21 protein-coding genes and 1 pseudogene are annotated in these 21,661 nt (G+C 61.8%); 8 read left to right on the top strand and 14 right to left on the bottom strand.

Going from position 1 to position 21,661, the window contains the following annotated elements:
- Nucleotides 1-22 precede the first annotated feature (22 nt).
- Nucleotides 23-1,597: a methyl-accepting chemotaxis protein gene (locus tag GNZ12_RS25350; RefSeq protein ID WP_172314833.1), complete on the bottom strand. Its 1,575-nt coding sequence runs from the start codon at nt 1,595-1,597 to the stop codon at nt 23-25.
- A 165-nt stretch (nt 1,598-1,762) separates the two neighbouring features.
- Here GNZ12_RS25350 and GNZ12_RS44560 point away from each other — a divergent pair.
- A pseudogene (locus tag GNZ12_RS44560) lies at nt 1,763-1,951 on the top strand (adenosine deaminase); the annotation flags it as partial.
- Nucleotides 1,952-1,956: 5 nt separating this feature from the next.
- Here the strand turns inward: GNZ12_RS44560 and GNZ12_RS25345 are convergent.
- Nucleotides 1,957-2,817: a LysR family transcriptional regulator gene (locus GNZ12_RS25345; protein WP_172314831.1), complete on the bottom strand. Its 861-nt coding sequence runs from the start codon at nt 2,815-2,817 to the stop codon at nt 1,957-1,959.
- A 163-nt stretch (nt 2,818-2,980) separates the two neighbouring features.
- Between GNZ12_RS25345 and GNZ12_RS25340 the strand changes: the two genes are divergently transcribed.
- Together GNZ12_RS25340 and GNZ12_RS25335 are read left to right on the top strand one after the other, a co-directional pair.
- Nucleotides 2,981-4,381, top strand: coding sequence for a DHA2 family efflux MFS transporter permease subunit (locus GNZ12_RS25340; RefSeq protein ID WP_172314851.1), 1,401 nt, complete (start codon nt 2,981-2,983; stop codon nt 4,379-4,381).
- A 406-nt stretch (nt 4,382-4,787) separates the two neighbouring features.
- Entirely contained in the window at nt 4,788-5,717 is a 930-nt protein-coding gene (locus GNZ12_RS25335; RefSeq protein WP_172314829.1) for a LysR family transcriptional regulator, read from the top strand.
- Between the two features lie 124 nt (nt 5,718-5,841).
- Here GNZ12_RS25335 and GNZ12_RS25330 read toward each other — a convergent pair whose 3' ends face one another.
- Together GNZ12_RS25330 and GNZ12_RS25325 are read right to left on the bottom strand one after the other, a co-directional pair.
- Nucleotides 5,842-6,087, bottom strand: a complete 246-nt coding sequence (locus GNZ12_RS25330; RefSeq protein WP_172314827.1) for a hypothetical protein — start codon at nt 6,085-6,087, stop codon at nt 5,842-5,844.
- Between the two features lie 113 nt (nt 6,088-6,200).
- The gene (locus GNZ12_RS25325) at nt 6,201-6,452 is read right to left on the bottom strand and encodes a DUF1488 family protein (RefSeq protein WP_172314825.1); all 252 of its coding nucleotides are present in this window, start codon (nt 6,450-6,452) and stop codon (nt 6,201-6,203) included.
- A 402-nt stretch (nt 6,453-6,854) separates the two neighbouring features.
- On the opposite strand from GNZ12_RS25325, the gene GNZ12_RS25320 reads away from it, so the two are divergent.
- On the top strand, nt 6,855-7,841 hold the full coding sequence (locus GNZ12_RS25320) for a glycosyltransferase family 2 protein (protein ID WP_172314823.1): 987 nt from the start codon (nt 6,855-6,857) through the stop codon (nt 7,839-7,841).
- Here the strand turns inward: GNZ12_RS25320 and GNZ12_RS25315 are convergent.
- The 3 genes from GNZ12_RS25315 to GNZ12_RS25305 form a co-directional block, all read right to left on the bottom strand.
- A complete protein-coding gene (locus tag GNZ12_RS25315; RefSeq protein ID WP_172314821.1) occupies nt 7,838-8,569 on the bottom strand; it encodes an amino acid ABC transporter permease in 732 nt (243 codons plus the stop codon). The two genes, GNZ12_RS25320 and GNZ12_RS25315, sit on opposite strands and share 4 nt — an antisense overlap.
- 2 nt (nt 8,570-8,571) lie before the next feature.
- Nucleotides 8,572-9,297, bottom strand: coding sequence for an amino acid ABC transporter permease (locus GNZ12_RS25310; protein WP_172314819.1), 726 nt, complete (start codon nt 9,295-9,297; stop codon nt 8,572-8,574).
- A gap of 98 nt (nt 9,298-9,395) precedes the next feature.
- Nucleotides 9,396-10,217, bottom strand: a complete 822-nt coding sequence (locus GNZ12_RS25305; protein WP_172314817.1) for an ABC transporter substrate-binding protein — start codon at nt 10,215-10,217, stop codon at nt 9,396-9,398.
- A 291-nt stretch (nt 10,218-10,508) separates the two neighbouring features.
- Between GNZ12_RS25305 and GNZ12_RS25300 the strand changes: the two genes are divergently transcribed.
- Entirely contained in the window at nt 10,509-10,730 is a 222-nt protein-coding gene (locus tag GNZ12_RS25300) for a hypothetical protein (RefSeq protein WP_172314815.1), read from the top strand.
- A gap of 184 nt (nt 10,731-10,914) precedes the next feature.
- On the opposite strand, the gene GNZ12_RS25295 is transcribed toward GNZ12_RS25300, so the two are convergent.
- From GNZ12_RS25295 to GNZ12_RS25285, 3 genes are all read right to left on the bottom strand, one after another.
- On the bottom strand, nt 10,915-12,228 hold the full coding sequence (locus tag GNZ12_RS25295) for an MFS family transporter (RefSeq protein ID WP_172314813.1): 1,314 nt from the start codon (nt 12,226-12,228) through the stop codon (nt 10,915-10,917).
- A 1,163-nt stretch (nt 12,229-13,391) separates the two neighbouring features.
- Nucleotides 13,392-13,814: a hypothetical protein gene (locus GNZ12_RS25290; protein ID WP_172314811.1), complete on the bottom strand. Its 423-nt coding sequence runs from the start codon at nt 13,812-13,814 to the stop codon at nt 13,392-13,394.
- A 192-nt stretch (nt 13,815-14,006) separates the two neighbouring features.
- A complete protein-coding gene (locus GNZ12_RS25285) occupies nt 14,007-14,990 on the bottom strand; it encodes a LysR family transcriptional regulator (RefSeq protein ID WP_172314809.1) in 984 nt (327 codons plus the stop codon).
- 221 nt (nt 14,991-15,211) lie between these two features.
- On the opposite strand from GNZ12_RS25285, the gene GNZ12_RS25280 reads away from it, so the two are divergent.
- Nucleotides 15,212-16,648 carry a M20 family metallopeptidase gene (locus GNZ12_RS25280; protein ID WP_172314807.1) on the top strand — a complete coding sequence of 479 codons (1,437 nt, stop codon included), beginning with the start codon at nt 15,212-15,214 and terminating at the stop codon, nt 16,646-16,648.
- Here GNZ12_RS25280 and GNZ12_RS25275 read toward each other — a convergent pair.
- The gene (locus GNZ12_RS25275) at nt 16,632-17,684 is read right to left on the bottom strand and encodes an NADP(H)-dependent aldo-keto reductase (RefSeq protein WP_172314805.1); all 1,053 of its coding nucleotides are present in this window, start codon (nt 17,682-17,684) and stop codon (nt 16,632-16,634) included. The genes GNZ12_RS25280 and GNZ12_RS25275 overlap by 17 nt on opposite strands.
- A 138-nt stretch (nt 17,685-17,822) precedes the next feature.
- Between GNZ12_RS25275 and GNZ12_RS25270 the strand changes: the two genes are divergently transcribed.
- The gene (locus GNZ12_RS25270; protein WP_006048800.1) at nt 17,823-18,035 is read left to right on the top strand and encodes a DUF3820 family protein; all 213 of its coding nucleotides are present in this window, start codon (nt 17,823-17,825) and stop codon (nt 18,033-18,035) included.
- On the opposite strand, the gene GNZ12_RS25265 is transcribed toward GNZ12_RS25270, so the two are convergent.
- From GNZ12_RS25265 to GNZ12_RS25255, 3 genes are all read right to left on the bottom strand, one after another.
- Entirely contained in the window at nt 18,021-18,680 is a 660-nt protein-coding gene (locus tag GNZ12_RS25265) for a trimeric intracellular cation channel family protein (RefSeq protein WP_172314803.1), read from the bottom strand. The two genes, GNZ12_RS25270 and GNZ12_RS25265, sit on opposite strands and share 15 nt — an antisense overlap.
- A gap of 109 nt (nt 18,681-18,789) precedes the next feature.
- Nucleotides 18,790-19,362, bottom strand: a complete 573-nt coding sequence (gene cysC, locus GNZ12_RS25260) for an adenylyl-sulfate kinase (protein ID WP_172314801.1) — start codon at nt 19,360-19,362, stop codon at nt 18,790-18,792.
- A complete protein-coding gene (locus GNZ12_RS25255) occupies nt 19,359-20,951 on the bottom strand; it encodes a tetratricopeptide repeat-containing sulfotransferase family protein (RefSeq protein ID WP_172314799.1) in 1,593 nt (530 codons plus the stop codon). Before GNZ12_RS25255 ends, cysC begins: the two co-directional genes overlap by 4 nt.
- 351 nt (nt 20,952-21,302) lie before the next feature.
- Here GNZ12_RS25255 and GNZ12_RS25250 point away from each other — a divergent pair, with 351 nt between their 5' ends.
- Nucleotides 21,303-21,647, top strand: coding sequence for a hypothetical protein (locus GNZ12_RS25250; RefSeq protein WP_172314797.1), 345 nt, complete (start codon nt 21,303-21,305; stop codon nt 21,645-21,647).
- Nucleotides 21,648-21,661 lie beyond the last annotated feature (14 nt).

Below are 21,661 nucleotides of genomic sequence, written 5' to 3'. Positions count from 1 at the left end.
GGACGCTTGGTTTCAGCAGTCCTCAGAACGCCGGCTCACGCAGTGCCGCCTCGCGGGAAACTTTAAAAGCCGCGGTCAATTCGCTCAACTGCCGCGCCTGATCCGCCAGCGAGTTTGCGGTCGCCGCACTCTCTTCGACCAGCGCGGCGTTGTGCTGCGTGACCTCATCCATCTGCGTAACAGCGAGGCTCACCTGTTTGATGCCTTCGCTCTGCTCCTTCGAGGCCGCGGCAATCTCGCCGGCGATCCGTGCCACGCGCGCGATTGCCGCTTCGATTTCCTGCATCGTATCGCCCGCTTCATTGACGAGCCCTGCGCCGCTCTCGACACGCGAAGTCGATTCCGCGATCAGCGTGCCAATTTCCTTCGCTGCAGCCGCGGAACGCTGCGCGAGACTGCGCACCTCGCCCGCCACCACGGCGAAGCCGCGTCCTTCTTCACCCGCGCGGGCGGCTTCGACGGCCGCGTTCAGCGCGAGGATGTTGGTCTGAAACGCGATACCTTCAATCGCGGTAATGATGCCGGTCATCTTCGACGAACCCGCGTGAATCACGCGCATCGTCTCGACCATGCTGCCGACCGAACTGCGTCCACGCGCGGCCATCTCCGAAGCGCGCAGCGCCAGCTCGCTCGCGTGATGCGCGTTCTCTGCGTTAAGTTGTACGGTCGACGTGAGCTGTTCCATCGCTGCCGCGGTTTCCTCCAGCGACGCTGCCTGCTCTTCCGTGCGTTGCGACAGATCGAGATTGCCCGCGGCGATCTGCTGTGTCGACGAAGCAATCGAGTGCGACCCGGCGCGTACGGTGGTGACGGTCGCGCCGAGCTTGTCCTGCATCGAGGCGACACCGCGCAGCAGTGTCGCCATTTCGTCGTTCGAGCGAATGGGCACGTGCGTGGTCAATTCGCCGGCGGCGATGGCATCGAACTGCCGCAGCGCGTCGTTCAGCGGTCCCATGATCGCGCGACGCAACGTGCGCCAGCTGACGAACGCCACCGTCAGACCCACCAGAATGCTGCCGATACACGCAACCAGCAGCGTGTGAAACAGCGTGGCTGAGCGCTCTCTCGCATCGCTCGCCTGCTGATTCAGATAGTCCTCCAGCGCGCCCTGACTCGTGTTCATCGCCGTGTAAAGGCCAATCAGATGATTCGCGCGGCTTTCGTCCATCCAGCTCGCGTCGCCCGTGCGGATCGCATCGACCAGCTTGTCGATGCCGTCACGCCGCACGGCGGTGCGCTTCGCGTCGAGATCGTCGGTGAGGCGTTGCAGATCGGGCGTTTTCGGCAGATCACGGAAGCTGTTCCACCACGTGTCGGAATCGGCGAGCAGCATGCGGGCGCGGTCGAGTTGCGCGCCCAGTTGCGGCGAATGCGGGTTGCTCATCGCCCAGTCGAGCCCGAAGCGCGCGCGTGACATTGCGGTGCCCGACTTGCCGAGCGCTACGACCGAGGCGAAATGCACCGTGTACGCCTCACGCTGCGCCTCGTTGCTTTCGTTCATCCCGAGAATGCCGAGCGCGCCGGTGGCAATCAGCAGCACGCCGAGAAACGCGATGGTGATCGCGATCCGTAGATTGATGGTCAGGTTCTTGGTCATCGTGGTTTTTGCAGTATTTGTTCCTCATATGGAACATATAACCGTATATGGAAAGTATAGCGATTCGCCCTGGCAGTAAAAAATTAAATTCGCGAGGCGCGGCAAACGCGCAACAGGCACGCAAGCCCTGTTTCGCCAGTGGTCGACGGAAGCTTCGTTGGTATGCTCGACGAGCTTCTGCTCACGCAGGCAGACGACCTGCATCGCGTCGCCTACGAATATCTCGCCGATTCCGTCGCGCACCAAGTGCGCCACAGTGAATTATTCTGGAATCCTACCAGTACGGTGCGCGTCTCGAAGATTCCCTATGCGGATGCGCAAACGACCATCGTCACCGCGATTCGAGACGCCGCAGGGATTCACTCACCAATCCACGACCCGCGCAAATCGCTGTCGTGCAGCAATTGCAGCAACGTGCCCGCCGGACGGCTAAGCCGTTTGGCGGCCAGCGCGATAAATTCCACCGAGGGCAGTGTCGGCAGACTGGCGGCGTTGAGCGGCGGCGCCAGGCCCCGTGCGGCCAGATATTGTGGACGAACCGTAATGCCGAGCCCACCGCGCGCGGCCGCAATGCAGCCCGCGTGACTGCTGCTCGTGCACACCACCTGCCAGCTGAAACCGGCTTCGGCGAGCGCATCGAGCACCACCGCTCGCGTCACGCTCGGCTCGGCGACCAGAATCAGCGGCAAGGGCTGGCTGAGATCGACACGCGTGCCGATGCGAGCCAACCACTCCAGCCGCCCCGTGAAGAGCGGCACACCGCGGCGGTCGCCCAGACGCCGCTTACCGACCAGCAGATCGATCGACCCGGCGTCCAGCAACTCATACAGCTTGCCGGTCATACCGATCGTGATTTCCAGCTCGACATCAGGATGCGCGTCGCGAAACGCCGCCAGCACGGTGGGCAGCGGCCCGAGCGCGACGTCGTCCGATGAACCGAGCCGAACGCGCCCTTTCAGACGCGGCGCGCGAAACTGCGACTCGGCCCGTGCGAGTGCTTGCAGGATCACGCTGGCGTGCGCGAGCATGGCCTCGCCGTCCGGGGTCATCGCGAGCGAATGGGTGTCGCGCACGAACAAACGCCGCCCCACGCTCTCTTCGAGCCGGCGGATATGTTCGCTGACACTCGATTGCGTGAGGTCGAGTTGCCGCCCCGCCTCGGTGAAGCTATGGCAGGCTGCGACTGTTGTGAAGGTCTTGAGCCAGATGGGATTGAGCATGCTCCATTGTGACCCTGGTTATCGGCAAAGTCGATAACAGTCAACGCCCCCAGTGGGGTTCCCGATTGACGAGGATGTCAATATCATGACGAAGCCCCCCAACGATTGTTTCGAGCACGGGCCGCCGATCAGTCCCCGCCAGCGCCCCATCGCTCATTTGAATATGAACAAGGATTCCGCCCAGACAGCGCTACTCTGGATCGTCGCCGCCGGCTTTTTCATGCAGTCGCTCGACACTACGATCGTCAACACCGCGTTGCCGTCGATTGCGCACAGCCTCAACGTCGCGCCTCTCGCGATGCAGCCGATCGTGGTCGCCTACACGCTGACGATGGCGATGCTCACCCCCGCGTCGGGCTGGCTCGCCGACCGCTTCGGCACGCGCCGCGTGTATTTCGTGGCCATCCTCGTGTTCGTGCTCGGATCGATCTGCTGCGCGAGCGCGCATACGCTCGGCCAACTGGTGATGGCACGGGTCCTGCAAGGGCTGGGCGGCTCAATGCTGTTGCCGATCGGACGGCTCGCCGTCCTGCGCAGCGTCTCGAGCGAGCAATACGTGTCGGCGCTCGCGTTCATTTCGATTGCCGGCCAGTTGGGGCCGATCGCCGGCCCGACACTCGGCGGCTGGTTCGTTGAGGCCATCACGTGGCACTGGATCTTTCTGATCAATGTGCCGATCGGCGCGATCGGTCTCTACGCGGTGCAGCGGTTTTTGCCGGCGCATGGCGAAACCCAGGCGCCGCCATTCGACTTCGTCGGCTGTGGACTGTTGTCGCTGTGCATGATGGCGTTTTCGCTGTCCATCGAAGCGCCGGTTGAGACGCACCGCGCGGCATGGTCGGCGGGTCTCTTCGCGCTCGCGGTCGTCAGCGCGCTCGCCTACATTCCGCACGCAAAGCGCCGCAGCAATCCGCTCTTCAAACTCTCGCTCTTCAGCGAGCCGAATTTCAGCGTCGGTCTGATCGGCAACCTGGTGTGCCGCATCGGCTCGAGCGCCGTACCGTTCCTCGTGCCGTTGCTGCTGCAATTGCAACTCGGCTACACACCGCTGCATTCCGGCCTGATGATGCTGCCCGCCGCGCTTGCCGGCACCCTCACCAAACGCTGGATTGCGCCGCTCGTGCGCCGCTATGGCTATGACACGTTCCTGCTCGTCAACACGGTGATCGTGGGGTCGGCGATCGTTGCATTCGCATTGATTACGCGCGGCACGCCGCTCATCGTCGAGATCGTGATTCTGGCGGTGTTCGGCGGCGCCAACTCCATGCAATTCGCGGCGATGAACAGCGTCACGCTCAAAGGCCTCTCGCACGAGGATGCAGGCAGCGGCAACAGCCTTTTTTCGATGGTGCAGATGCTGGCGATCGGCCTGGGCGTCTCGATCGGCGGCGGCCTGGTGAATCTGTTCTCGGCGCAATGGGGATCGGCGGCGCTCGGGTTCCGACTGAGCTTCGTTTGCGTGGGCGTCATCACGCTGGTATCGGCATGGGTGTTTCGCCATCTCGACGAGGCGCCCGTCACGCGCGACGTCCGTGGCCAGGCGACCCAAGGCGCGGGGCGCTGAAGAGAGCCACGCTCAATCCGGAAAACGGATGCCCGACAATCCGTCACACGCTTCGATCAAGGGCGCCTGCAACTTGATGCCGCGCGTCGACGAGCAGACGCGAGGCCATCTGACCAAGGCCGTCGACGGAATCGCAAATAAAAGCTCGCGACATAATGACGTTCTCCGTCGCTTAGCACAAAGATGCCCGATGCATGACGAGAACCGCATTCCGTCGTGCATGAGGCGAACGCATAACGATTAGCGCCAACCGGGCGCCTGACGCGATGGCGTGGCAGTTATTCCACTCATGATGCAGCGTCATCGATCCGCTCGGACAGGCGGCGTTTCCCGACGCCGACCCATGAATTAAAACGGTGTTTCGCGTTAGCATGTCAGGCATTAATGCATAACAAAGGAATATCAGATGCCATTTGACGAGCGCATGCTGAACGGCATGGGCGTGCTAACGGCGATCGTCGACTGCGGCAGTTTTGCGGCGGCTGGCGAAGCGCTCGACATGTCGCAATCCGGGGTTAGCCGTTCGGTTGCACGGCTCGAAGCACGCCTCGGCATCCGGCTATTCGACCGCACCACCCGCTCGGTCACGCTGACGGACGAAGGCCGGCGCTTTTACGAACAGATCGTGCCGCTGCTCGGTGGACTCGAAGAAGCGGCCGCTTCGGCGGCTCAGGGTGCGACTGCGGTTCGCGGACGTTTGCGCGTGAACATGGACCCATTCTTTTCGCGTCTCGTGCTCGGGCCGCGGCTCGGTGGCTTCATCGATAAACATGCCGATCTGCAACTCGAGTTGATCACGCGCGACCAGTTAGGCGATATGGTCGCCGACGGTTTCGATCTTGCGATCCGTTTCGGCGACCCGCCGGTGTCAACGCTGATTGCACGCAAGCTGCTCGACACACGGATTCTGACCGTGGCTGCGCCGTCGTATCTGAAGAAACATGGACATCCGGCGAGCCCGGCCGAACTCGAAAGCGGCAAGCACGTATGCATCAAGTTCCGTGATCCGCTAACGGGTTACCCGTTCAGCTGGGAGTTTCATCGCGGACGCAAGAAGATGGTGATTACACCGCAAGGCAGCTTGACTGTGAACGACGTCGGCACCTTGCATAGCGTGTGCACCGCGGGCCAGGGTGTCGCGCAGATTCTCGCGCTCGGCGCCGAGTCGTTGCTCGCCAACGGCAAACTGGTCGAACTGTTTCCCGACTGGAGCGACGAGGTTTATCCGCTGTATGCGCTCTACCCTTCGCGGCATCATCCACCGGCCAAGGTGCGGGCATTCTTCGATTTCATCGTGTCGCTGACTGGGGGCGCGACACGCGAACCGGCCACTTGATTTGCGGCTGGGCGAATGCAATGCCCTGCCTAAAACCAGCGAGCACCAACCATGCGTTTATCGACAGAGAGCGCGCGGCACAAATAAGAAAACCGGCTTTACGCCGGTTTTTTGTTCCGCTTGCCTACAGCGCGGCGGGTTTCTTTTTGAGCGTCAAGGCTGGGCGCGTTTGCATCAGCGTACCCTTCGCGCCGAGCCACTTCGTGACGTGCTTGACCCATTGTTTCGGCGCGGCTTCGTTGCCCGGCTGGCCTTGCTGCGGCCCGCTTGCCGCTGGTGCGGCCGATTCGTTGATTCCGGCGATGCGTGCGGCTTCGCGCCGCCGTTTGCTGTCAGCGATTTCTTCTAGATTGACCTGGTCATCATCCATGCTGGAACTCCCGCGACGAAGCAACGCGAGGCGCCGGTGGGCGCCGCGCTGCTTCGGCTGTGGAACAAGGCGGCGCACGGCAGGTCCGGTTGGACGTGCCGCGCCGCACTGCGTCAAGAAATCGTATAGCGGTTTTGCGGACCGCCGACGTACAGACTGCGGGCGAGCGCGAGGATTTGCTCGCGATGACGGTCGAAGGCCGCCAGCACTGCCGGTTCGTCGGAGCCGACGCTCGGGCTCAGATTCGAAATGACCGAATCGTTGACAGTGAAGGCAATTTCGCGCGCGTTGTCGTAGCCCCAGAAATTGACGCAATGACGGAAGGCGTCGTAGCTGCGGCTTGGGTTCGGGAAGTTGATGGACATTTCACGCTCCCGTGGTGTTTTCCTTCTTCACGGTGCGCTGAATGTGGGGCGCGGTCAAGGTGTTGTTTGTAAGTGTGTGGCAATGATAAGAGCAAGCTGCCCGAACGGACGATGAAGGGCGCGATCAAACGCCAGCGGACCGTCCCGGCAAAAAAAGCCGGCGAAGGCGAGCCTCCGGTCAGTTGAAATATCAAGTGCTAACCCAAGCGACTTTGCTCCGTTTTCGCACCAAAGCCGCACAAATTTTTCCCTTCGAATTCCTTTCATAAGGCTGACATTTTTTCCGATTTATTACGGATTATTTTTTTCTTGTAATGAACTATTTTGCTGCATGCAGCAATGTGTGCGCAAAGCGAACTGGCTGCGCCCATTGCCCGTTAACAGATAAGAAAGGAGACGCCCGTGTTCACCCTCTCCACCCCGTCCCATCCCTCTCCCAAGGTTTCCATTTGCTTGCCGACCTGCAATCGTCCTGAACTGCTCGTCGCGTGCATCGACTCTTGCCTCGCGCAGAGCTACGGCAATCTGGAAATCGTGATCGGCGACGATTCAAAAGACAAACGCACCCAGCAGTTGATCGCACAGCGCTATGCGAACGAGCCGCGCATCCGCTATGCGAAGAACCAGCCGTCGCTCGGCCAGGCGCGCAACGTCGCGAGCCTGTTCGAGCGCGCACGCGGCGACAAGATCCTGCTGATTCACGACGACGACCTGCTCACCACCGACGGCGTCGAAAAGCTTGTGTCGCTATGGGCGCGTCATCCGCAACTGGAAGTGGCGTTCGCCGATCAGTACGAGGCCGATCACAGCGGCACAGTCGATTTCGACGCGAGCGCGCGACTGAACACCGCGTTTCACCGCACCAAGGATGCTGAAGGCTTGCAGGCTTTGCCCGGCCGATGCGGGCTGATCCAGATGTTCCCGAACAACGGCTGGATGGCCAACGCGAACCTCGTCAGGCGGATCGGCTACAAAGATCAGTACGGCATGTGCTGCGATTTCACGTTCGGCACCGAACTCTGTCTCGCGGCACGTGAGGTGTTTTATCTGCACGACTACGTGTCGGTGTATCGGAAGACTGCAACTTCGATCTCGCATAGCACGCGCGGCACGACGGTTGCCGCGACCGTCAGTGCGTATGCGTTCGTCAAAGCGCTGAAATTGCCGCCGCAACTGGAACCGTCACGCAAGCTGGCGTTGCGCCGGCTCGCGCCGATCGTCGTCTCGGTTCATGCGAAGAATCGCCAGGCGGTGCTCGGGTCGAAGATCGCGCTCACGCATCTCTTCGCCTACAACTATGGTTTCAGCATGCGGCTCTATTACCACCTGCTCATGCTCTCACGTGCGGCTGTGAGCCCGGTCAGCGGACATACATCGCCGCGGTTTTAAGGTGAGTCGCTAGACAATGCCTCGCCGGCGGCCGGTGCGAGCGGCCGCACGATGCGCTTGCGCCGCGTCAGCGCATAAGTGGCGACGCGGTCAAGCGCCGTGCACAGCACTAGATAGATGAAGCCGACGAACAGGAAGATCTGCGCGGGGTACACCATTAGCCGATTGCTGATCTGCGTCGCGACGAACGACAGTTCACCGACGCCGACGATATACGCGAGCGAGGTGTCCTTCACCAGCGACACCCATTGATTCACGAACGAAGGCGCCATGATGCGCATCGCCTGCGGCAGCAACACGTAGCGCAGGGTTTGCATCCGCGTCAGTCCGAGCGACAGCCCGGCTTGCCACTGACCGTCGCCAACCGCGCGAATGCCCGCATGCACCGAGTGCGCGAGATACGCGCCGCCGATCAGCGAGAGCGCGCAGACGACCGTTGCGAGTCCGGGCACATCGACATGGAAGACGACCGGCAACAGGAAATACGTCCAGAAAATCAGCATCAACACGGGAATCGCGCGGAAGAAACCGATCACGAGCAGCAACGGCACACGGGCGGTGCGCCCCGCCATCGCCAGCGCAATGCCACCCGCGAGGCCGAGCACGGCCGACACAAGCGCTGAACACAAGGCAAGCACCAAGGTGAGCGCCGCGCCGCCGAGCGGTCCTTGCGGAAACGCGCCGACCAGCAGATACGGCCGGTTATGGGCAAACAGCGACCATGTCATGCTCAGCGCCTCACGAATGAACGGCCACGCGCATGCGCCACCGTATGCGAGACAGCTTCGATCAAGGCGACGGCGGCGATATACAGCACGGTTGCCACACCGAACGCCTCGAAAGTTTTAAAGGTCTCCGTCTCGACCTGACGCGATGCATACGATAGTTCGGCCAGACCGATCGCCATGGTCAGCGATGAATTTTTCACGAGGTTCATATACTGGCCGAAGAGCGGCGGCAACGAAATGCGGACGGCTTGCGGCAATACGACGTAGCGGAACGCCTGCAATGGTGTGCGACCAAGGGCTGCGGCTGCAACATGCTGACCAGCCGGCACGCCACGCAAACCCGCCTGGAACTCCTCGGCGATAAAAGCCGCCGTATAGCACGTCAGCCCGATCCACCCGGCGACAAATTCGAACGACGGCCAGCGCAACGCATACGCACCGATGTGCATGCCATGCGGCGTGTTCAGCCATTGCATCACTACGTCAGGCATCAGCGTGGCCGCGCCGAAGTACCAGAAGAACAGTTGCACCAGCAACGGCGTGTTGCGAAACACCAGTACATACGTGGCCGTTGCACGACGCAGCCAGCCATACCGGGCATGACGCGCGATCGCCAGCACGAAGTCAAACAAGGTGGCCGCGAGCGCCGCCGTCAACGCGAGACCGACGGTTACACCGAAGCCTTGCCACAGCCACATCAGATACTTTGGAGCGAGCCACGCTTGCATCTTTCAACCTGCTTCTTTAACCCTGCTACTTTAAAAAACGCCGACGGGCACGTTGCCAACGTGCCCGTTTGTTCACGGGTGTTACAGCGACACGGCGATCAGGTCTTGTCGCCAATCTTGAAGATGCGCGCAAGCGGCGTCTTCGTTTGCGGACCAAACCAGCGGTTGTAGATCTTCGCGGCCGAGCCGTCGGCTTCCAGTCCCTTCAGCGTGTCGTTGACGAAGCCGACGAGGCGCGTCTCGCCCTTCGGGATGCCGACGCCCATGTAGTCGTTCGAAATCGTGAACGCCGGAATCTCATAGTTCTGCTTGTCCGGTACATTGGCGAGCAGGCCGACCAGCTTCGGACCGTCCTGCGTGATCGCCTGCACGTTGCCCGCGCGCAAAGCCGCAAACGCGAACGGCGTGTCGTCGTACGCGACGATCGTGGCTTGCGGGAATTTCTCGCGCAACATGATCTCGTTGGTGGTGCCCTTGTCGGCGCCCACCCGCAGGCTATTGATCTGATCCGCCGACTTCAGCACGCCCTTCTTCGCCAGGAACTGTTGGCCCGACGAGAAATACGGAATGCTGAAATCGACCTGTTTGGCGCGCTCGTCGGTGATCGTGAAGTTGGCGAGCACCAGGTCTACTTTCTTCGACGTCAGGAACGGAATGCGGTTGGCCGGATTGGTCGGTTGCAGTTCGAGTTTCACGCCGAGTTTGTCGGCAAGCGCTTTCGCATAGTCGGCGTCGAGGCCGACGATATGGTTGCTGGTTGCGTCGACGTAGCCGAACGGCGAGTTGCTGTCGAAGGTCGCGACGCGCAGTACGCCGGCCTTCCTGATGTCGTCGAGACGGTCGGCGTGGGCGAGTCCCGATACCGTCATCGAGAGTCCCGTCATTGTCATGAGCCAGGCAGCGAGTAGTGTCGATTTCATTTTTATGGATCTCTTTGTTTGTGTGCGGTGCTTGTGCACTATGCGTGCGATGTGTCAGAAACGGATGCGTGTTGGCTATATCCGTTGCAACCGTGAGGTGCAACCGATCGCCACGCATGGGCGCCACATTAGCAGCGGCGCGGCGCGCACCGAACCAAGAAATGCTCCTGTATTAAGCGCGTTTTCTGCTAAGCATCCGCTCATTAGCAAACTCGTATTTGTCGCTTGGTCTTGCGGGTGCGGCTGATTAGGATGGACCTCGAACCGACATCAGCCCCGAGGTGATTCGCCATGTCTGACAGTGCCTGTTTCAAGCCGCGTGTGATCGAGCCGGTCGTCGTCAATCAGCCAGAAGGATTGGGGCTTGCTGTGGAGTTGTGGCTTGCGCATCCCGTCGATGGAATCGCGGGGCGAGCCGTGCAGATTCATTTGCGCAGCGATACGAAGATGGCGCAAGCCGAGGCGCTGCGCGATCTGCTGCATGTGCTGGGAACGGAGATCGTGGTGGCTTGAGCGTGCGCTCCGTGCGAGGCTTGCGGTAATTGTCGTAATTGCCGCATTTGCCGCATTTGCCGCATTTGCCGCATTTGCCGCATTTGCCGCATTTGCCGAGGCGATAAAAAACGGCGGCCGGGTTACCCCGAGCCGCCGTTTGCAAGCAGCGCTCATGCGCGCTGCCCGAGCGTGTTGCCCATGCTCACGGTTCGTGACGCAGATACCCTTCTTTCGAAGGATCGCGCATACGCAGCGACACGAGGCCGGCGATCGCGCACAGCGCGGTCACATACCAGTAGAACGTCGACTCGTTGCCTACTGATTTCAGCCACAGCGCGACATACTCCGCCGAGCCGCCGAAGATCGCATTGGCCACCGCGTACGACAGCCCCACGCCGAGCGCGCGCACTTCAGGCGGGAACATTTCGGCCTTGATCAGGCCGCTGATCGACGTATAGAAGCTGACGATCGCCAACGCCACGACGACAAGGCCGAAGGCCGCATACGGGCTCGTCACGTCTTTCAATGCGTGCAGCAGCGGCACGGTGCCGATGGTCGCGAAGAAGCCGAAGAACAGCATTGAACGACGGCGGCCGATGCGGTCCGACAAGGCGCCGAACGCCGGCTGCATCACCATGTAGACGAACAGCGCCGCGGTCATCACGTTGCTGGCCGTCTTGGCATGCATGCCGGCCGTGTTGACCAGGTACTTCTGCATGTAAGTGGTGAACGTGTAGAAGATCAGCGAGCCGCCGGCCGTGAAGCCGAGCACCGTCACGAAGGCACCCTTGTGCTGCCACAGGCCGCGCAGCGTGCCGGCTTCCTTGCGCCGACGCGTCTCGGCGGTGGTGGTTTCTTCGAGCGATTTACGCAGATACAGCGCGACCAGCGCCGCCAACGCACCGATCACGAAGGGCACGCGCCAACCCCACGCTTTCAGCTCGTCGGTAGAGAGGGTTTGTTGCAGAATCACCAGCACCAGCAGCGCGCACAACTGGCCGCCGATCAGCGTGACGTACTGGAACGATGCGAAGAAACCGCGACGGCCCTTGAGCGCGACTTCACTCATATAAGTCGCGCTGGTGCCGTATTCGCCGCCTACCGACAGGCCCTGGAACAGGCGCGCGACCAGCAGCAGCGCTGGCGCCAATGCGCCGATCTGCGCATACGTGGGGAGCACCGCGATTACGAGCGAGCCGCCGCACATCATGAACACCGACACCATCATCGCGGTCTTGCGCCCGTGCTTGTCGGCGAGCCGGCCGAAGAACCAGCCGCCGATCGGGCGCATCAGGAAGCCCGCGGCGAAGACGCCCGCGGTGTTGAGCAACTGCGTGGTGGTGTTACCGCTTGGGAAGAAGGCAGGCGCGAAGTACAGCGCGCAGAACGAGTACACGTAGAAGTCGAACCACTCGACTAGATTGCCCGATGAAGCGCCAACGATCGCGAAGATGCGGCGCCGGGTGTCGTGTGCGTCGTAAGCCGTGGCCACGGTTTGGTCGGATAGGTCGGTCATGCTGTTGTTTTTCCTTGTCTTTAAACGGAGGTAGCGGTCGTGGCGCCGCCTTCACAACACGCGCATCGGGGTGCCGCAGTGGCGCCTATAGCGCGCGTGCGCGAATTTTACAGAATTGCAAGGAGGAGATGGGAGTTTGTTAGGGTCGCTGACGGGAGGGGGTTGGTTTTTTTGCCTGCGCGGCGCTTGTTCGGATATTTGCCTGTGGCGGTGGGCTTTGCTTTGGTTTTGTTTGTCTGCGCGGCGCTTGTTCGGCTGTGCTTTTATGGCGTTGGCCTTTCCTTGATTTGTTATTGGTCTATTAGCGTCGCCCCTGTGCGGGGCAGGCCCCTACTTTTCTTTGCCTGCCGCAAAGAAAAGTAGGGGCAAAAGAAAGCGGCTCAAACCGCTAATTCTTAAGCGGGCCCCTCGCGCAGTCGCGGTAGTGGTGCATCTGGAATCCGTGCCCTCGCACATTCGGCGCGAGTGACAAAGCACTCATCAGCTCCCACTCCGCACCGCGTGCGTCGCGGATGGGTCTGCCAGGGAAACCGTGGGGCTTCGATCGCGCGCAGCGGGGGCCATCGGCCTCGCCTCTGCGAAGCACCCAAGTATCCAAAAGACGATTTGCGCAAGCAAATGAAAGTGCGAAAACACAGCCCGAATGAAACGCCCATGCGGCGCCATCACCGTGGCAGTGGCAGTGGCAGTGGCAGTGGCAGTGGCAGTGGCAGTGGCAGTGGCAGAGTTGATGCGACCACGGGCCACGGTTCCGTGACAAAACGCGGGAGCCTGAACACAACGGACGGTTTTATGAAATGCGCTTCGGCGCGCGCAGCGCCGCCGGAAGAATGACTGCCTTGTCACTCGCGCCGAATGTGCGAGGACACAGATTCCAGATGCACCACTGCCCCCTCTGAGCCCAGGGGACCCGCTTATGAGCTAGCGGTGTGAGCCGCTTTCTTTTGCCTACTTTTCTTTGCGGCATGCAAAGAAAAGTGCCCGCCCCGCACAGGGGCAACGCTAATAGACCAATAACAAATCAAGGAAAGGCCAACGCCATAAAAGCACAGCCAAACAAGCGCCGCGCAGGCAAAAACCCAAGCAAACCCCACCGCCACAGGCATACAAAAACCACCGCAAAGCACAAAAAAAACCTTCAGCGCTCCGCGCAAAACCTCCCCTCAATCCTCATCATCCGTCCAAGGAATTTCCACATCGGAAATAAAGGCCACCGTTGCAAACGGCCCCCCATCCTGACGTCCGATCTTCCCGTCGGCTCGCTGCCATTCAACCCTGAACACCGTGCCAGGATCATCGGCAATCAACCGGACAGTTCGAACTTCATCCGGATCCGTCGCCTCGACGGGGCCGTCGAGCGACACCAGCAATTCCTGTGGCCACAGCCCCTCAGTAGGATCGTAAATCTTGTCGCCCTCCGGAATCAGCGTGAATGCTTCCACACCGATCGTCGCCGACGCCTCTACGATCATCTTGCCCAACGCGCGCAGCAACGCCGTCGCCCGTGCCGAGTTGGCCTGGCGAATTGCAAGATCCCCGCGCGTCAGCGCCTGCTCAAGTTTTGGGTTTGTTTTTTGTTGTGCCATTCGATGTCCTGAGTCCTATCGCTCTGTTGTGGACGGCACGCCTATTCATCGCACACCGCTCTCCATTTTTCGGGCTGAATCCTACCACTGGTATGGGCCGCAGCATCGCGAGCCGCGCAGTAGAGGTCGTACAAGCCGCCCCGTCCCCACAGTTTAGGTCGCGATTCGCCGTCCGGCAGGGAGATTTGCCCTTCAATGCGTCTCGCCGCGCTTTCGAGCCGGCGCCTGAGCCCGCTGTCGAGCCGGCTTCGGCGCCGCAGCATCCGCAGGCTTCGCGCCGCCGATCTCCGCGATCAAATGGTCACGGAACGCCCTCACCGACGGCGGCAGCTCCCGTCCGGCCATCGTCTGTACCTGAATGCTGCGCTGGCGCATCTGCGGATGCGTCAGCGGTATCGCGACGAAGCCGTCGCCGGCGTAACGGTCACGCACCGACAGCAGCCCGGTGAACATGATCGCCCCGGACTTCTGCGCGTAGCGGTACATCGCGCCGCTATTGTTGGAGGTGAGATCGGGCTCGAGCAGCACGCCTTCAAGAGCGCAGGTGATGTCGATCAGCTGCCGAATCGTCGTGCCAGGCTCCGGCAGCACCAGTGGATAGCGCTGCAGGTCGGCGAGCGACACCTTCGCGCGCGCGGCCAGCGGATGATCGGCGCGCAGCAGCGCCAGCACCGGTGCCCGCTCGGTGTGTTCAACCTTGACGCCCTTTTCCGGCGCGAGACTGAACGTCAGCGCAAGATCGGCGTCGCCATCACGCACCCGGCGCGTCGCCTCGCCCGGCTGCATCACAGAGAGCGTGAAGTCGATCCCCGGATAGTGGCTGCGGAACGCCGCCATCGCGCTAGGCAGGAAGTCCGCGGCGAAACCCTCCGAACTGGCGACCTTGATCATGCTGCCGTGCAACGCCTCGAGGCCGCCGATCTCCTTCATCACGTGCTCGGCCTCGAGCAGGCTGCGCTGGGCGTAGGCGAGCAGGCGCTCGCCCGCCTCGGAAAGCGACATGCCGCGCGGCCGCCGCTCGAACAGCGTGGCGCCGAGATCGCTTTCGAGCCGCGTGATCTGCCGGCTGATCGCCGATACGGCCACGTGCAGGCGCGCGGACGCGTCGCTGATTGAGCCGGTGCGCGCCACCTCAACAAAATAGCGCAATGCAATGCCATGTAACGAAAGTGCCATGAGCGACGCCTTATGCGAACGTATGCAGCCGTATGCGGGGGCTGTCCTGCTTTGCCTTTTGGGCAACGTAAGCTTCGAAAGACGATCATTGTGACAAAAATAACGGACTTCTAGAATCGTTTCGAAGCTGATGGTCGCGATCCAGACCGTGCCACGTACGGCGCCGCGTCGCCTCGTCGTCACCTCGCCGCCATCCCCCGCCCCCCGCATCGGAGACAACCATGAGCCGCAGCCAGGCCATCGAACACGCCACGCATCATTTCGAATCAGGCGCCTTTCTTGAGAACCTCACCCGGCGCGTCGGATTTCGTACCGAGAGTCAGGAAAGCGACCGCGCCGCCACGCTGCTGTCGTATCTGACCGACGAAATCGCGCCCGAGGTCGAAGGGCTCGGCTTCAGCACGCGCATCGTCGATAACCCGGCGGAAGGGTTCGGGCCGTTCCTGATCGCCAATCGCCATGAAGACGACCGTTTGCCCACCGTACTGATCTACGGCCACGGCGACGTCGTGCGCGGCTACGACAGCCAGTGGCGCGCGCCGCTGACGCCGTGGGCGGTGACCATCGAAGGTGAACGCTGGTATGGCCGTGGCACCGCCGACAACAAGGGCCAGCACTCCATCAATCTCGCCGCGCTCGCAAGCGTGCTGGCCACGCGCGGCGGCAAGCTCGGCTTCAACGCGAAACTGCTGATCGAGATGGGCGAGGAAACCGGCTCGCCGGGGCTCGACGCGATCTGCCACCAACACAAACAGGACCTGGCCGCGGACGTGCTGATCGCCTCCGATGGCCCGCGCCTCGCCGCGCGCCGCCCCACGGTGTTTCTCGGCTCGCGCGGCTCGGTGAACTTCAAGCTCTCGTTGAATCTGCGCGATGGCGCGCACCACTCGGGCAATTGGGGCGGTCTGTTGCGCAACCCGGCCACCGTGCTGGCGAGCGCACTCGCCAGTCTGGTCGATGCGCGCGGCGTGATCGCTGTCGACGGCTTGCGTCCGCCGCCGATTCCCGAGGCGGTGCGTCATGCACTGGCCGATATCACCGTAGGCGGCGGCCCGGGCGACCCGGCGGTCGACGATAACTGGGGCGAGCCCGGCCTCACGCCGCCAGAGCGCGTGTTCGGCTGGAACAGCTTCGAAGTGCTGGCCTTCAAGGCGGGGAACCCCGAGAACCCGGTCAATGCCATTCCGTCATCGGCATTCGCGCACTGCCAGTTGCGCTTCGTGGTCGGCACCGATTGGGAAAACCTTGAGCAGCATCTGCGCATGCATCTGGATGCGCATGGCTTTTCGCTGGTCGAGATCAGCGTCGAACGCGGTGCGCCGGCGACACGTCTGAATCCCGACGACCCGTGGGTCAAGTGGGCCATCGCCTCGCTCGAACAGACCACCGGCAAGAAGACAGCGGTGCTGCCGAATCTCGGTGGGACACTGCCCAACGAAGTGTTCGCCGACACGCTCGGCCTGCCGACCATCTGGGTGCCGCATTCGTACCCGGCCTGCTCGCAGCACGCGCCAAACGAGCATCTGCTCGGACCGGTGGTGCGCGAGGGCCTGCAGATCATGGCGGGGCTGTTCTGGGATCTCGGCGAGAACTCGCCGCACGCAAGCGCCACGACAACAGAAGCCGCGGCTTCAAGCAGTCTCAAGGCGCCGGATTAGGCTGCAGTTCATGCAGCTTGTCGATCTCCGCGAGCGCTTCCGGCGAGAGTTTCACCTCGGCGCTGGCGATGTTTTCCTTCAGCTGATCGAGCGACGTGGCACCAATCAGATTGCTCGTCACGAACGGCCGGCTATTGACGAAGGCCAGCGCGAACTGCGCGGGCGACAAACCATGCCGCTTCGCCAGTTCGACATAGCGCGTGGTTGCCTGAACCGCTTGCGGCTTGCTGTAACGTTGAAAGCGCTCGAACAGCGAAATGCGGGCGCCGGCCGGACGCGCGCCGCCTTCATACTTGCCCGATAGCCAGCCGAAGGCGAGCGGCGAATACGCCAGCAAGCCGATGTTGTCGCGATGTGCATACTCGGACAGACCCACTTCGTACGTGCGGTTCAACAGGCTATACGGATTCTGGATACTGACGATGCGCGGCAAGCCGAGTTTTTCCGCCGCGCGCAGAAACTGCGCGACACCCCAAGGCGTTTCGTTCGACACACCGATATGGCGAATCTTGCCTGCCTTGACGAATTCGGCGAGCACCGACAGGGTTTCTTCGATCGGCACCGTATATGCGTCATCGACCCACGGATAGGCGGGACGGCCGAACGTCATCGTGCTGCGATCCGGCCAGTGCAACTGATACAGATCGACGTAGTCCGTTTGCAGACGCTTCAGGCTATCGTTCAGCGCTTCGGTCAGGTTCTTGCGGTCGAACTGGTTGCCCTCGCCGCGAATATGACGCGGGTTGTGCGGTTGACGCGCCGGGCCGGCAATCTTGGTGGCCAGCACGATCTTCTCGCGCGCGCTGCGATGCTGCGCGATCCACGTGCCGATATAACGCTCGGTCGAGCCTTGCGTCTCGGCACGCGGCGGCACCGGGTACATTTCCGCGGCGTCGATCAGATTGACGCCGTGGTCGAGCGCGTAATCGATCTGTGCGTGCGCTTCCTGCTCGGTATTCTGCTCGCCCCACGTCATGGTGCCGAGACCGATCAGGCTAACCTTCACATCCGAGTCGCCGAGTCTGCGGTATTCCATCGAACCTGTCCTGTTGTGTGTAAAGGGAAAGCGCATGACGTTACCATGCCGGCGCAATGCCTGCAGCGCGGCTAAAATGCTGCTTCAGCAGGCGCTCACGCCATTGCGATCCATGAACTTTCCGTCGACCCATCTGCGATGAATCCCGAACATCTCGAACTGCTGGTCACGCGTGTGATGCCTTACGGAAAATATAAAGGGCGGCTGATCGCGGATCTGCCCGGTCACTATCTGAACTGGTTTGCGAGCCAGGGCTTTCCGCCAGGCGAGATCGGCCGTCTGCTGGCCTTGATGCACGAGATCGATCACAACGGTTTGTCGTCGCTGATCGAGCCTTTACGCAAGCGCTGAGAGCGACGCCTTCGGCAGATGCCAGCCATAGGTGACAGCGAGCACGCGCAAGACGAAGCACACCGCGCCGCCTGCCAATGCCGCGACGCTCGGCGGCAAGCCGGCACGCCGCGCGACCACCACGATGAATGCGCCGGCGAACGCCGCGGTCGCATAGATGTCGGCATGCAGCACGAGCGGCACGCGCGCCATCAACACATCGCGGATCACCCCGCCGCCCACGCCCGTGATGGTGCCCATCAGCATCGCGATAAACGGACGAATCCCGAAGAGCAGCGCTTTCTCGACGCCCGCCACGGCAAACAGGGCGAGACCGGCTGCGTCGAGCACGGTAATCAGCGCGACAGGAAACTGCTGCACTGTCGAATGGAAAATGAACGTGAGCAGACCGGTGACGAAGGTCAACGCCGGATAACGCCAGTCGCGTATCGCGTTAGGCGGTGAATCGCCGATCAACAGATCGCGGATCACCCCGCCGCCGAGCGCCGCGACAAATGAGATCACCATCACACCCAGCAGATCGAGGCCACCGCGCATCGCACTGAGCGCGCCCTCGATCGCGAAAACAATTGTGCCTGCCAGATCGGCCGCCAGAACAAGCGCTTCGACGTTCGGCTTTATTTTTGGTATCGACAATGTCGGCATCGACGCATCACCCCTTCGGTCCACGAGTAGCCGAAACGGTATAGCGAAATGCCCTGCGCCTGGTGGAAAATTTGCGCGGGGAGAAAAAGCGGTATGGGCCTCGCGCTGACTATTTCGCGAGACGAGGCTTGCCGAGCCCGCGTTCCCTGGGCAGGCAACCCATGGCGGTCAGATGCACAAACAGGCGGTCTACCGCCTCTTCGATCGACACCCGATCGGTTTCGATCATGACATCGGGGTCGAGCGGTACATCGAACGGCCCGGAAATGCCGGTGAAATTTGGAATCTCACCGCGCCGCGCACGCGCGTAGAGGCCTTTGACATCGCGCGCTTCGCACACCGTCAGCGGCGCATTCACGAACACTTCGACGAAACCAACGCCAACGATCTCACGCGCCATACGCCGATGCTGATGCTCGGGCGAGATCACTGCGGCAATTGCGATGAAGCCCTGTTGCATGAACAGCGCCGCGACGTGCGCGACCCGCCGCAGATTCTCACTGCGGTCTTCGGGTGTGAAGCCGAGGCCGGCGGTCAGGCCGCGTCTCAGCACGTCCCCGTCGAGCACGATCGAGGCATGCCCTGCTTCTTTCAGACGCTGGTTCAACGTCTCGGCCAAGGTCGATTTACCGGCACCGGACAAACCGGTCATCCATATGACGGCCCCGCGGATTGCGCTCATGATTTCCGCTCCGTGTCAGTCGCCGCCGCGTCGGCATCGGCCAGAGGCGCACGCTCGTGCGCGCTGAGGCTGTCAGCCGGCGCCAACTCCGGCCCCAAACCCTCGAACAACGGTTGCAGCAACGCCGGCTTCGGCTGCCAGCGTTGCAGCGACGTCTTGTAGAGCGGACGGCGCACCTGTGCCGCGCTTGCCGTATTCACCTGCCGCGTGGTCTCGTGAAACGATAGACAGCGCTCGTCCCAGTCGAGTCCGCAATGTTCAAGCAAGCGCCGGACATTGCTTTCGAAGTCTTCGACCAGCTCTTCATATTTGACCTCGATCATCGTGCCCGCGGGTAACACACGTTGCCAGTGCGCCATCAACGCGTCGTACGCTCGATAGTAGCGGCCCAGTTCACCGAGATCGTAACTGAACGGCACGTCGTGAAAAATTCGCGAAAAAATCGACAGGCAGCTTTGCAATGGCGAGCGGCTGCTATGAATGAAGCGCGCGTTCGGCAACGCCAGATGAATCAGCCCGACGTTGATGAAATTGAACGGGTATTTGTCGGTAAAGCGTGTGTAGCCCGGCGTTCCGGCTTGCATTTCCGGCAACGACTTGTGCATGCGGCGCAGATAGTCGGCGCCGAGCGTGCGCAATGGCGCGGAGCCCACGTCCTGCAGTGCTTCGATATCGATGCGTAGCGGGTCGTCCACCGCGCGGCCAATGCTATTCACCAGCGCCTCGCCGAACTCCGTACGCTCGCCGGTGCCGAAAACCTGCGGATGACTCGCGAGAATCTGTTCGATGAGGGTCGAACCGGAGCGCGGCATGCCGACGATAAAAATCGGTGCAGCCGACGGATCGCCCAGACCGTGCTTCGCCGCCAGCGCTTCCGATGTGAAGAGCTCCGGCAAATGCGCGAACAGACCGAGCGACGCGGCTTCGTCATAACGCACGCCGGGGCGGTACAGTGCGTTGCCCTTCAGGAAGTGATCGAACGACGCATCGTTGCGGCCCACGTCGGACAGCGCCTGACCATATGCGAAGTGAATTTCCGCCTGATTGGCGGGTGTGAGCGAAGCGGCCACGCCGGCGAATTGCTCGAGCGCCGCGAACACCGGGTCGTCAGCGGTAAGGCGCTTGGACTGCACGAAATTGCGGTAATACAGCGGCACCTGCGGGGCGGCCTCGATCGCGCGGCGATAGGCTTCGTGCGACTCGTCGAAACGACCGAGTGCCTGCAGGCAGTTACCCATGTTGTTGTACGAGCCGTCGGCTTTAGGATTCAGCCGGACTGCTTCGCGATAGGCCTCTGCAGCCTGTTCAAGCCGATGCATCTGCTCGAGCGACCAGCCAAGGCCGTGATGCAAATCGGTGTTCCGCGGATCGAGTCCGATCGCTTCGTGATAGCGAATGACGGCTTCGGGAAAGCGGTTCAGCATGGCGAGCGTCGTGGCGAGGCGCTCATGAACGACGGCGTCGGCGGGATCGAGCGCGCGCGCTGCTTCGAAACATTGGAGTGCGGCGTGGAGTTCGCCGCGAGCGACACAGGCGTCGCCTTTGGCGCGCCATTCTGATGCGGTTGCCGGCTGTGGATCGTGCTTCATTGACGGCCAGGTTTTTGCAGGGTCCGCATCAAGCGGCCCGGGCAATGTGGGGTGTGTTCTTCTTCGTCCAGCGTCAGCACAAGCATGGGGCTGGATTTAAAGGGAAATTGTCTGACGGGAAAGTATCAGGCGCGCCCTACAGTTACGTTTCGAAACGTTAACCAACTGTTACAGGGTAATGAATCCGTCACGGTTTGGAAGGCTGCTGCAACACGCAGCCGCTATGGCGTTGGATTGCAGCACAGACACCATGCAGGCGCGGCGGCGCATCCGAGCCGTAATTTGCGGACACAAATCCTGCTGAACTCCCGGGCACGCTGTTTTTCTCAATCACATAAGAGGGAGAAAATCGTGAGCAGGCTCATTGCATCAGTCGCGATGTTAGCTGTGGCGGCAGGTCTCACCGGGTGCGTGGTGGCGCCGGGCTACGACTATGCCTACGCGCAGCCCTATTACCCCGGCTACGGTTATGCCTACGGGCCGGCGTACGGACCGGTCTACGGCTCGGTCGACATCTGGGGCGGTTGGGGTGGTCCATGCTGTTACTACCACGGAGGTGGAGGGTACTGGCATGGCCGCGGGTGGCACGGAGGCGGCTGGCATGGCGGAAGCGGCTGGCACGGCGGTGGGGGGGGGGGCGGGAACGGGGGGGGGTTGGGGGGGAGCGCCGGGGGCCCGGGGGGGGAAGGGGCTTGAACTGAATACAAACC

Origin of the sequence: Paraburkholderia solitsugae, assembly GCF_013177695.1 — a bacterium.
GTDB classification, from domain to species: domain Bacteria; phylum Pseudomonadota; class Gammaproteobacteria; order Burkholderiales; family Burkholderiaceae; genus Paraburkholderia; species Paraburkholderia solitsugae.
This window is presented reverse-complemented; position numbering and strand designations above follow the sequence as displayed.